This is a genomic window from Pseudomonas sp. GL_117, assembly GCF_057835125.1.
Genome location: NZ_CM174418.1, coordinates 1,543,317 through 1,555,593 on the forward strand (window position 1 = coordinate 1,543,317; position 12,277 = coordinate 1,555,593).

General features: G+C 60.3%; 8 protein-coding genes. All 8 read left to right on the forward strand.

Translation table 11 applies throughout. The annotated features are described in order from the left end of the window. The 8 genes from lpxB to eno all read left to right on the forward strand — a co-directional run bounded on the left by lpxB (window position 1) and on the right by eno (window position 12,115). Window positions 1–1,140, forward strand: a complete 1,140-nt coding sequence (gene lpxB, locus AC3ISR_RS06900) for a lipid-A-disaccharide synthase (RefSeq protein WP_463984544.1) — start codon at window positions 1–3, stop codon at window positions 1,138–1,140. Continuing rightward, the gene (gene rnhB / locus AC3ISR_RS06905) at window positions 1,137–1,769 is read left to right on the forward strand and encodes a ribonuclease HII (RefSeq protein WP_192299344.1); all 633 of its coding nucleotides are present in this window, start codon (window positions 1,137–1,139) and stop codon (window positions 1,767–1,769) included. The genes lpxB and rnhB overlap by 4 nt, the downstream gene beginning before the upstream one ends. A gap of 72 nt (window positions 1,770–1,841) precedes the next feature. After that, window positions 1,842–5,363 carry a DNA polymerase III subunit alpha gene (gene dnaE / locus AC3ISR_RS06910; RefSeq protein WP_463984545.1) on the forward strand — a complete coding sequence of 1,174 codons (3,522 nt, stop codon included), beginning with the start codon at window positions 1,842–1,844 and terminating at the stop codon, window positions 5,361–5,363. 129 nt (window positions 5,364–5,492) lie between these two features. Beyond that, a complete protein-coding gene (locus tag AC3ISR_RS06915) occupies window positions 5,493–6,440 on the forward strand; it encodes an acetyl-CoA carboxylase carboxyltransferase subunit alpha (RefSeq protein ID WP_192299342.1) in 948 nt (315 codons plus the stop codon). Between the two features lie 161 nt (window positions 6,441–6,601). Further along, on the forward strand, window positions 6,602–7,912 hold the full coding sequence (gene tilS, locus AC3ISR_RS06920) for a tRNA lysidine(34) synthetase TilS (protein ID WP_463984546.1): 1,311 nt from the start codon (window positions 6,602–6,604) through the stop codon (window positions 7,910–7,912). Window positions 7,913–8,185: 273 nt separating this feature from the next. Further along, the gene (gene pyrG, locus AC3ISR_RS06925) at window positions 8,186–9,817 is read left to right on the forward strand and encodes a CTP synthase (protein WP_192299340.1); all 1,632 of its coding nucleotides are present in this window, start codon (window positions 8,186–8,188) and stop codon (window positions 9,815–9,817) included. Between the two features lie 5 nt (window positions 9,818–9,822). Beyond that, window positions 9,823–10,668, forward strand: coding sequence for a 3-deoxy-8-phosphooctulonate synthase (kdsA, locus tag AC3ISR_RS06930; RefSeq protein ID WP_010212442.1), 846 nt, complete (start codon window positions 9,823–9,825; stop codon window positions 10,666–10,668). A 157-nt stretch (window positions 10,669–10,825) separates the two neighbouring features. After that, window positions 10,826–12,115, forward strand: a complete 1,290-nt coding sequence (gene eno / locus AC3ISR_RS06935; RefSeq protein ID WP_003189193.1) for a phosphopyruvate hydratase — start codon at window positions 10,826–10,828, stop codon at window positions 12,113–12,115. Window positions 12,116–12,277 lie beyond the last annotated feature (162 nt).

Genomic DNA, 12,277 nt, shown 5'->3' on the forward strand with positions numbered 1-12,277 from the left:
ATGGCCAATCTGCGTATTGCGTTGGTGGCCGGAGAAGCTTCCGGCGACATCTTGGGCGCAGGCCTGATGCGAGCCCTCAAGGCCCAGCATCCTGCGGTTGAGTTTATCGGTGTGGGTGGTCCGCTGATGCAGGCCGAAGGTCTCACTTCCTATTTCCCCATGGAGCGCTTGTCGGTCATGGGGTTGGTGGAAGTGCTGGGGCGTCTGCGTGAGCTTTTGGCTCGGCGCAAACTGCTGATTCAGGCCCTCATCGAAGAACAACCCGACGTCTTTATCGGAATCGATGCGCCGGACTTCACCCTCAACATCGAACTCAAGTTGCGTCAGGCCGGGATCAAGACGGTGCACTACGTCAGCCCGTCCGTGTGGGCGTGGCGGCAGAAGCGCGTGTTGAAGATCCGTGAAGGCTGCGACCTGATGCTGACCCTCCTGCCATTCGAGGCCCGTTTCTACGAGGAGAAGGGCGTGCCGGTGCGGTTTGTCGGGCATACCCTGGCCGACACCATTCCGCTGCACGCCGACCGCGCAGCAGCCCGTGCCGAACTGGGTTTGGCTGACGGGCCGTTGGTCGCGCTGATGCCGGGCAGCCGTGGCGGCGAAGTCGGGCGCCTGGGGGCATTGTTTTTTGATGCGGCCGAACGCCTGCTGGCCTTGAAGCCAGGCCTACGCTTCGTGCTGCCGTGCGCCAGCCCGCAACGACGGGCCCAGATCGAAACCTTGCTTGAAGGGCGCAACCTGCCGCTGACCCTGCTCGACGGCCAATCGCACCTGGCCCTGGCGGCCTGTGATGCGGTACTGATCGCCTCGGGCACCGCGACCCTGGAAGCGCTGCTGTACAAGCGCCCAATGGTCGTGGCCTATCGCTTGGCGCCGCTGACGTTCTGGATTCTCAAGCGCATGGTCAAGAGCCCCTACATCTCCTTGCCGAACCTGCTGGCTCAACGCCTGTTGGTGCCGGAGTTGTTGCAGGATGACGCAACGCCCGAAGCCCTGGCGCAAACCGTACTCCCCTTGATCGATGGCGGCGAAGAGCAGACCCGCGGTTTTGACGAGATTCACCGCACCCTGCGCCGTGATGCGTCCAACCAGGCGGCGGACGCCGTGCTGACCTTGATCGGTAAAAAACAGGAAACCCTATGACCACGCAAATGGGCCTGGACTTCAGCCTGGTTGCCGAAGCCCACGAACTGGTGGCCGGTGTCGACGAAGTCGGTCGCGGCCCGCTGTGCGGCGCGGTAGTCACGGCGGCGGTGATCCTTGATCCGAGCCGTCCGATCCTCGGTCTCAACGACTCGAAAAAACTCACCGAAGCCCGCCGCGAAAAGCTCTTCGACGAGATCTGTGAAAAAGCCTTGAGTTGGCACATTGCCCGTGCCGAAGTCGAGGAAATCGACGAGCTGAACATTCTCCACGCCACCATGCTCGCCATGCAGCGCGCGGTCGAAGGCCTGCACATCACGCCAAAAATGGCGATGATCGACGGCAACCGCTGCCCCAAACTGGCGATGCCCTCTGAAGCCGTGGTCAAGGGGGATAGCAAAGTGCCTGCGATTGCCGCAGCGTCGATCCTGGCCAAGGTCAGCCGTGACCGTGAAATGGCTGCTTTCGAATTGACCTACCCCGGCTACGGCATCGGTGGTCACAAAGGCTACCCGACGCCCGTTCATCTGGAAGCCTTGGCCCGCCTGGGTCCAACGCCGATCCATCGTCGCTCGTTCGCCCCGGTGCGCCTGGCTTACGAGGCACGGGAGCGTCTCGCAGAGGTGTAGTCGCGAGGCTGATGTTTTTGCCAAGGCCCGGTACAATCCGGGCCTTGTTGTTTCCACGTATAAGAGATCACTATGCCGGCTTCATTCGTTCACCTGCGCCTGCACACTGAATACTCCCTGGTCGACGGCCTGGTACGGATCAAACCGCTGGTCAAAACCCTGGTGGGCATGAACATGCCAGCGGTGGCGGTGACCGATCAGAACAACATGTGTTCCCTGGTCAAGTTCTACAAAAATGCCATGGGCGCCGGCATCAAGCCGATCTGTGGTGCCGACCTGTGGTTGTCCAACAAAGATCCGGACAACGCCCTGAGCCGCATCAGCCTGCTGGCGATGAACGGCGTCGGTTATCGCAACCTCACTGAACTGATTTCCCGCGGTTTCATCGACGGCCAGCGCAATGGCTCGATCATCATCGAGCGCGAATGGGTCGCCGAGGCCAGTGAAGGCCTGATCATGCTGTCGGCCGCCAAAGAGGGTGAGATCGGTCTCGCGCTGCTCGGCGGCAACCCCCAGGAAGCCGAAGTACTGGCCCGCGAGTGGATGCAGGTCTTCCCCGACCGTTTCTACCTGGAAGTGCAACGCACCAACCGCCCCAACGACGAAGAGCATCTGCACGCCGCCGTCGCCCTGGCCGACAAGCTGGGCGCGCCGTTGGTGGCGACCAACGATGTGCGCTTTATCAAGAAGGAAGATTTCGAGGCCCACGAAACCCGCGTGTGCATCGGTGAAGGCCGGGCCCTGGATGACCCGCGTCGCTCGAAGAACTACAGCGAGGAGCAATACCTCAAAAGCGCCGACGAGATGGCCGAGCTGTTCAGCGACCTGCCGGAAGCGCTGGAAAACTCGGTGGAGATCGCCAAGCGCTGCAATATCGAAGTGAAGCTGGGCAAGCACTTTTTGCCCAACTTCCCGATTCCCGATGGCATGACCATCGACGAATATTTCCGCAAAGTCTCGTTCGACGGTCTGGAAGAGCGGTTGAGCGTTCTGCTGCCCAAGGACACCACCGAGGACTACGAGGCCAAGCGCCAGGTCTACGTGGATCGGTTGAATTTCGAGCTGGATATCATCATCCAGATGGGGTTTCCCGGTTACTTCCTGATTGTGATGGACTTTATCCAGTGGGCCAAAAGCAATGGCGTACCCGTTGGGCCCGGCCGGGGGTCGGGTGCCGGTTCGTTGGTGGCCTATGTACAGAAGATCACCGACCTCGACCCGCTGGAATATGACCTGCTGTTCGAGCGATTCCTCAACCCGGAACGGGTTTCCATGCCCGACTTCGACGTCGACTTCTGCATGGACGGCCGCGACCGCGTAATCGAATACGTGGCCGAGAAATATGGCCGCAATGCGGTAAGTCAGATCATCACGTTCGGCTCCATGGCTGCCAAGGCTGTAATCCGCGACGTGGCGCGGGTGCAGGGCAAGTCCTACGGCCTGGCGGATCGTCTGTCGAAGATGATTCCGTTCGAAGTCGGCATGACCCTGGAAAAGGCTTACGAGCAGGAAGAAATCCTGCGCGACTTCATCAAGGTCGATGAAGAGGCCGCCGAAATCTGGGACATGGCGCGCAAGCTCGAAGGTGTGGTGCGTAACGTCGGTAAACACGCCGGTGGTGTGGTAATTGCACCTACCAAGCTCACCGACTTTTCGCCGATCTATTGCGACGAGGCCGGTGACGGCCTGGTAACCCAGTTCGACAAGGACGACGTGGAGGCGGCCGGCCTGGTGAAGTTCGACTTCCTCGGCCTGCGGACCCTGACGATCATCGACTGGGCGCTCAAGACCATCAACCGTGACCGCGCCAAGGTCAACGAAGCGCCACTGGATATTGCCTTTATCCCGCTGGACGACAAACCAACGTACCAGTTGCTGCAAAAAGCCGAGACCACGGCGGTGTTCCAGCTTGAGTCGCGCGGTATGAAAGAGCTGATCAAAAAGCTCAAGCCCGACTGCCTGGAAGACTTGATCGCACTGGTGGCCTTGTTCCGTCCGGGCCCGTTGCAATCGGGCATGGTGGATGACTTCATCAACCGTAAGCACGGGCGTGCCGAGCTGGCTTACCCGCACTCCGACTACCAGTACGAAGGCCTCAAGCCGGTACTGGCACCGACCTACGGCATCATCCTGTATCAGGAACAGGTGATGCAGATCGCCCAGGTCATGGCCGGTTACACCCTTGGCGGTGCGGACATGCTGCGTCGGGCCATGGGTAAGAAAAAACCCGAAGAGATGGCCAAGCAGCGCGGCGGCTTCATTGAAGGTTGCGCGACCAACAATATCGACGCCGACCTGGCGGGTAACATCTTCGACCTGGTGGAAAAGTTCGCCGGCTACGGTTTCAACAAATCCCACTCCGCCGCCTACGGCCTGGTGTCGTACCAGACCGCCTGGCTGAAGGCCCACTACCCGGCGCCATTCATGGCGGCGGTACTCTCGGCGGATATGCACAACACCGACAAGGTCGTGACCTTGATCGAGGAAGTGCGCACCATGAAGCTGCGCCTCGACGCGCCGGATGTGAACGCCTCGGAGTTCAAGTTCACGGTGAACGACGAAGGCCGCATCATTTACGGCCTGGGCGCGATCAAAGGTGTGGGCGAAGGCCCGGTGGAAGCGATTGTCGAAGCGCGTCAGGACGGGCCGTTCAAGGACCTGTTCGACTTCTGCGCGCGGGTCGACCTCAAGCGCATCAACAAACGAACCCTTGATGGCCTGATCCGCAGCGGTGCACTCGACCGTCTCGGCCCGTATTTCCACGATGAACCCAAAGCTTACCAAGCCAATATCGACCGTAACCGCGCGGTGTTGCTCGCCGCCATGGAAGAGGCGATCAAGGCCGCCGAACAGACCGCCCGCACCCACGACAGCGGCCACGCCGACTTGTTTGGCGGTTTGTTCGTCGAAGAAGATGCGGATGTGTACGCTAACCACCGCAAGGCCAAGGAGTTGACCCTCAAGGAACGTCTCAAGGGTGAAAAAGACACCCTGGGCCTTTACCTCACTGGTCATCCGATTGACGAATACGAGGGCGAAATCCGTCGTTTCGCCCGTCAACGCATCATCGACCTGAAGCCGGCGCGAGACACCCAGACCGTCGCCGGCATGATCATCGCCCTGCGGGTGATGAAAAATAAGAAAGGCGACAAGATGGGCTTTATCACCCTCGATGACCGCTCGGGGCGGATCGAAGCGTCGCTGTTTGCCGATGCCTTCCACTCGGCCCAGTCGTTGTTGCAGACCGATGCCATGGTCGTCGTGGAGGGGGAGGTCAGCAATGACGACTTTTCCGGCGGCCTGCGCCTGCGGATCAAGCGGGTGATGAGCATGGAAGATGCGCGCACCAATCTTGCCGAAAGCCTGCGCCTGAGGGTCAAGACCGATGCGCTCAAGGGCGATCAGCTACGCCTGTTGGGCGAATTGCTCAAACGCCATCGTGGCGCGTGCCCGGTGACCATGGAGTACACCGGCAGCGATGCCAAGGCGATGTTGCAGTTCGGCGAGACCTGGCGAATTGATCCTGCGGATGGCTTGATTCAAGCTTTGCGTGACCAGTTCGGCCGTGACAACGTCTTCCTCCAATACCGTTGACGGTCAGATATGTCTGATCTCGACTAAATATTTAATCTCGACCTAAACGCGCCTCTCCCTTAAGGTAGGGCGCGAATAGACAACCGGCTGGCCAGGCACTCCCTGGCCGTCGACCCAAGACGGACGCTTATGAACCCGAATTTTCTTGATTTCGAACAGCCGATCGCTGACCTGCAAGCCAAGATCGAAGAGCTGCGCCTGGTCGGCAATGACAATTCGCTGAATATCGGCGATGAAATCTCGCGCCTGCAAGACAAGAGCAAGACGCTGACCGAAGACATCTTCGGCAAGCTGACCAGCTGGCAGATCGCGCGCCTGGCCCGCCACCCGCGCCGTCCATACACCCTGGACTACATTGACCACATCTTCACCGAGTTCGACGAGCTGCATGGCGACCGCCACTTCTCCGACGACGCGGCCATCGTGGGCGGTATCGCTCGCCTGGACGACCAGCCAGTGATGGTGATCGGTCACCAGAAAGGCCGTGAAGTGCGCGAGAAAGTACGTCGCAACTTCGGCATGCCGCGCCCGGAAGGCTACCGCAAGGCGTGCCGCCTGATGGAGATGGCTGAGCGCTTCAAGATGCCGATCCTGACCTTCATCGACACCCCGGGTGCGTACCCGGGTATCGACGCTGAAGAACGCAACCAGAGCGAAGCGATTGCCTGGAACCTGCGCGTCATGTCCCGCCTGAAGACCCCGATCATCGCCACCGTGATTGGTGAAGGTGGTTCCGGCGGTGCACTGGCCATCGGTGTCTGCGATCAGCTGAACATGCTGCAATATTCGACCTACGCGGTGATCTCACCGGAAGGTTGCGCGTCGATCCTGTGGAAAACCGCAGAAAAGGCGCCGGACGCTGCCGAAGCCATGGGCATCACTGCCGATCGTCTCAAGGGCCTGGGGATCGTGGACAAAGTGATCGCCGAGCCACTGGGCGGCGCCCACCGTGACCCGGCTGCCGCCGCTGCGACCATTCGCGCAGAATTGGGCTCGCAACTGGCGATGCTCAAGAAGCTGGATAACGAAGCGCTGCTGGCCCGTCGTTACGAGCGTTTGATGAGCTACGGTCTGTAATTCGACATAGCCCTAAAATGTGGGAGCGGGCTTGCTCGCGAAAGCGGTGGATCAGTCAACCTTTTCAGTGACTGACACTCTGCATTCGTGAGCAAGCCCGCTCCCACATTTGCTTTGTGTATGCTGGGTTATCGTATGCCAGATCAGTGGCGGTGTTTTTCATGAAATCCTCCTTGTCCGCCAAGCTCCTTCACGCCCTCTCTGCCTGGCGCAACGCCCCGGCCTGGCATATCGCTTTCTCCGGCGGGCTCGACTCCACTGTCCTGCTGCACCTGCTCGCTAACACTGAGCATCTTCCTCCCCTCAGCGCCATCCATGTCCACCACGGCCTGCAAGCTGTCGCCGACGCCTGGCCAGCTCATTGTCAGTCGATGTGTGACGCTCTGGGCGTGCCCCTGCGCGTCATGCGCGTGCAAGTCCGGCCCGGCGCCAGCCTTGAGCGTGCCGCCCGTGATGCGCGCTACCAGGTGTTTGCCGAGGTGACCGGGGCAGGGGAGGTGTTGCTCACTGGCCAGCATCGTGATGATCAGGCCGAAACTCTGCTGTTTCGCCTGTTGCGCGGGGCAGGCGTGCGGGGGTTGTCGGCAATGCCTGCGCATCGCCCCTTGGCGGGCGGTCATCTGGTGCGACCGTTGCTGGAGGTATCGCGGGCTGAGTTGCAAGCTTATGCCAGCGAGCATCAACTCACGTGGATTGAAGATCCGTCCAACACCGACCCACGGTTCTCGCGCAACTACCTGCGCCACCGAGTGTTCCCGGTACTCACGGAGCGTTGGCCGCAAGCGGTCTCCAGCCTGGCGCGCGCCGCCGAGCACCTGGGGGAGGCGCAAGGGTTGCTCGACGAGTTGGCGCAACTGGACCTGCGTGCCGCTGACCAGCCCTCAGCCTTTCCCTGGTTGCCATTGCCGTCATTGGCCCTTGCGCCGTTGCGCGAACTTTCCGATGCCCGCCAACGCAACACCCTGCGTCATTGGCTGACGCCGCTGACTCGGTTACCCGACAGTGACCACTGGGCCAGCTGGCATTCCCTGCGGGACGCCAAGGGCGACGCGCAGCCCCTGTGGCACCTTGCCGATGGCGAGTTGCACCGTTGTGGCGAGCGCATCTGGTGGCTGCCTACCGCTTGGTCGGAATTTTCCGGCGCAACGGTGAGCTGGCCCGATCCACAAACCCCACTAGAGTTACCCGGCAATGGTCACCTGAGACTGATCGGCACGGCCCCTGACGGCCCACTGGTGATCCGCTATCGCCAGGGCGGCGAAGTCATCGAAGTGCCGGGCCGTGGCCGGCGTGACGTGAAGCGCCTGCTGAATGAATGCGGCTTGCCCGGCTTTGTCCGTGGCAGATTGCCGCTGCTGTATCGGGGTGAGCAATTGCTGGGTATCCCAACCCTCGCCGGGCTATGGCCCAACTCGGCCAGCGACTGGCAATTACATTGGATGCCACAGAACTGCGATCAAGGTTTGAGCTGATAGCGCCTTTCCGGTAGACTACGCTCCCTTCTTGATACAACTTCTGTGGATTCGCCTGAATCGCAGCAGTTGCCGATTACCAAGCAGTCTTTGCTGGGCGATTCCAAAAAATGTGTAGCGATCAACGTACCGGTGTTTCATTGCTGGTCTGTCACAACGCGGCGGTTTTTTTGAAAGGTGCACTGTGATTAATGCAGGTGATCGGGGGCTTCGGCCTCTCTTCGCTTTCCCCGGCGGCTCGGACCGCTTTAACGCAGACTTCTAGGGTTTTTCATGACGCGCTACATATTCGTCACGGGCGGTGTTGTTTCTTCATTGGGGAAAGGCATCGCATCGGCTTCATTGGCGGCCATCCTGGAGGCGCGGGGACTTAAGGTCACCATGCTCAAGCTGGACCCGTACATCAACGTTGACCCGGGCACCATGAGCCCGTTCCAGCACGGTGAAGTGTTCGTCACCCACGACGGCGCCGAGACCGACCTGGACCTGGGCCACTACGAGCGGTTCATCCGCACGACCATGACCCAGAACAACAACTTCACCACAGGCCGTGTCTACGAGCACGTGCTGCGCAAAGAGCGCCGTGGTGACTACCTGGGTGCAACCATCCAGGTGATCCCGCACATCACCGACGAAATCAAGCGCCGCATCATCAAGGGTGCAGGCGATGCCGACGTGGCGATGGTCGAGATCGGTGGCACCGTGGGTGACATCGAATCCCAACCGTTCCTCGAAGCCATCCGCCAGCTGCGTTTCGAAGTCGGTGCCAAGCGCGCGATGTTGATGCACCTGACACTGGTGCCGTACATCGCCACCGCTGGCGAAACCAAAACCAAGCCTACCCAGCACTCGGTCAAGGAACTGCGTTCCATCGGCCTGCAGCCGGACGTGCTGGTGTGCCGCTCCGATCACCCGATCGACATTTCCTCGCGTCGCAAGATCGCGCAATTCACCAACGTTGAAGAACGTGCGGTGATCGCGCTGGAAGACGCCGACACCATCTACAAGATCCCGGGCATCCTGCATTCGCAAGGCCTGGATGATTTTGTGGTCGAGCGTTTCGGCCTGCAATGCAACGGCGCGGACCTGTCCGAGTGGGAAGCCGTGGTCGACGCCAAGCTCAACCCCGAGCACGAAGTCACCATCGCCATGGTCGGCAAGTACATGGAACTGCTGGACGCCTACAAGTCGCTGATCGAAGCGATGAGCCACGCGGGCATCAGCAACCGTACCAAGGTCAACCTGCGCTATATCGATTCCGAAGACATCGAGAACCAAGGCACCGCCTTGCTCGAAGGTGTGGACGCGATCCTCGTTCCAGGCGGCTTCGGCCTGCGTGGCGTGGAAGGCAAGATCACGGCCGTGCAGTACGCTCGTGAGAACAAGGTGCCGTACCTGGGGATTTGCCTGGGCATGCAAGTGGCCGTTATCGAGTTCGCCCGTAACGTGCTGGGTTGGAAAGACGCCAACTCCACCGAGTTCGACAGCAAGAGCGGCCACCCGGTCGTGGGCCTGATCACCGAGTGGGAAGATGCCACCGGCGCGGTCGAAACCCGTACCGAAGCCTCCGACCTGGGCGGCACCATGCGTCTTGGCGCGCAAGACTGCCTGCTGGAAGCGGGCTCGCTGGTTCACGATTGCTACGGCAAGGACGTGATCGTCGAGCGTCACCGTCACCGCTACGAAGTGAACAACAAGCTGCTGCCGCAAATCAAAGAAGCCGGCCTGAAAATCTCCGGTCGTTCCGGTGATGGCGCACTGGTTGAAGTGGTTGAAGCACCGGATCATCCATGGTTCGTCGCTTGCCAGTTCCACCCGGAGTTCACCTCGACGCCGCGCGACGGTCACCCGTTGTTCAGCGGTTTCGTCAAGGCGGCACTGACGCAACACCAGAAGAAGGCGTAACCCTGATGGCCCAGAAGATCATTCGCGTCGGCGACATCGAGATTGCCAACGACAAGCCCATGGTGCTGTTTGGCGGCATGAACGTGCTGGAAAGCCGCGACATGGCGATGCAGGTCTGTGAAGAGTACGTGAAGGTCACCGAGAAACTCGGTATCCCTTACGTATTCAAGGCCAGCTTTGACAAGGCCAACCGTTCGTCCGTGACGTCCTATCGCGGCCCGGGCCTTGAAGAAGGCATGCGGATCTTCCAGGACATCAAGCAAGCCTTCGGCGTGCCGATCATCACCGACGTCCACGAGCCTGAACAGGCTGCCGTGGTCGCCGAGGTGTGCGACATCATCCAGTTGCCGGCCTTCCTGTCGCGCCAGACCGACCTGGTCGTGGCGATGGCCAAGACCGGCGCTGTGATCAATATCAAGAAAGCCCAGTTCCTCGCGCCCCAGGAGATGAAACACATCCTGAACAAGTGCGTGGAAGCGGGTAACGACCAGTTGATCCTCTGCGAGCGCGGTTCGAGCTTCGGCTACAACAACCTCGTGGTGGACATGCTCGGTTTCGGCATCATGAAACAGTTCGAATACCCGGTGTTCTTCGACGTGACCCACGCGCTGCAAATGCCCGGTGGTCGTGCCGATTCCGCCGGTGGGCGCCGTGCCCAGGTGCTGGACCTGGCCAAGGCCGGCATCAGCCAGTCCCTGGCTGGCCTGTTCCTGGAAGCCCACCCGGACCCGGACAACGCCAAATGCGACGGCCCATGCGCCCTGCGCCTGGACAAGCTGGAGCCGTTCCTGGCCCAGCTCAAGCAGTTGGACGAACTGGTCAAGAGTTTTCCGACGGTAGAGACCGCGTAAGCCGCGTTTCTCCGGTAAAGTATCCCACGCTAAAAGCTCAGGCCCCCGGGCCTGAGCCTTGTCGCCTGCAAGCCTGCCCCGTTGTTCCACCCTTGCGGTCGGTCAAAAGTTTTCCTTCAGCTGCGTCGTTTTCGTCAACTTTGGAGTGTTTACAACAATGGCAAAAATCGTCGACATCAAAGGTCGTGAAGTTCTCGACTCCCGTGGCAACCCCACCGTCGAAGCCGACGTGCTTCTCGATAACGGCATCATCGGCAGCGCCTGCGCGCCGTCCGGTGCTTCCACCGGTTCGCGCGAAGCGCTGGAACTGCGTGATGGCGACAAGAGCCGTTACCTGGGCAAGGGTGTACTGAAAGCTGTTGCCAACATCAACGGCCCGATCCGTGACCTGTTGCTGGGCAAGGACCCGCTGGACCAGAAAGCCCTGGACCACGCGATGATCAAGCTCGACGGCACCGAAAACAAAGGCAGCCTGGGCGCCAACGCCATCCTCGCCGTGTCCCTGGCTGCCGCCAAGGCCGCTGCACAGGACCAGGATCTGCCGCTGTACGCGCACATTGCCAACCTGAACGGCACCCCGGGTGTCTACTCGATGCCAGTACCGATGATGAACATCATCAACGGTGGCGAGCACGCTGATAACAACGTCGACATCCAGGAATTCATGGTGCAGCCGGTTGGCGCCAAGTCCTTCTCCGAAGGCCTGCGCATGGGCACCGAGATTTTCCACCACCTCAAGGCTGTGCTGAAGGCCCGCGGCCTGAGCACTGCGGTGGGTGACGAAGGTGGTTTCGCACCGAACCTGGCGTCCAACGAAGATGCACTCAAAGTGATCTCCGAAGCCGTGGCCAACGCTGGCTACAAGCTGGGTACCGACGTGACCCTGGCCCTGGACTGCGCGGCCAGCGAGTTCTACGAAGATGGCAAGTACAACCTGTCCGGCGAAGGCCAGGTGTTCAACTCCGAAGGTTTCGCTGAATACCTGAAGGGCCTGACCCAGCGCTACCCGATCATCTCGATCGAAGACGGCCTGGACGAGTCCGACTGGGACGGTTGGAAAATCCTCACCGACAAGATCGGCGAGAAGATCCAACTGGTGGGCGACGACCTGTTCGTGACCAACACCAAGATCCTGAAAGAAGGCATCGATAAAAAGATCGCCAACTCGATCCTGATCAAGTTCAACCAGATCGGCACCCTGACCGAAACCCTGGAAGCCATCCAGATGGCCAAGGCTGCGGGCTACACCGCCGTGATCTCGCACCGCTCCGGCGAAACCGAAGATTCGACCATTGCCGACCTGGCCGTGGGCACTTCGGCTGGCCAGATCAAGACCGGCTCCCTGTGCCGTTCGGACCGCGTTTCCAAGTACAACCAATTGCTGCGTATCGAAGAGCAACTGGCAGGCAAGGCCAAGTACAACGGTCGCGGCGAGTTTCGCGGCTGATGGTTAAATGGTAAAAGTCGTCTGATAGCGTCGCAAATTTCACGATGAAGTGAATTTCGACGCTAATCTCATGGCTACCGAGCACAAGCCTGGTTCTTCCAGGCTTCGTGCTATCAGTTGCTGCAAAAGTTTTACATGGCTGTCTTTTTTCACTGGATACCC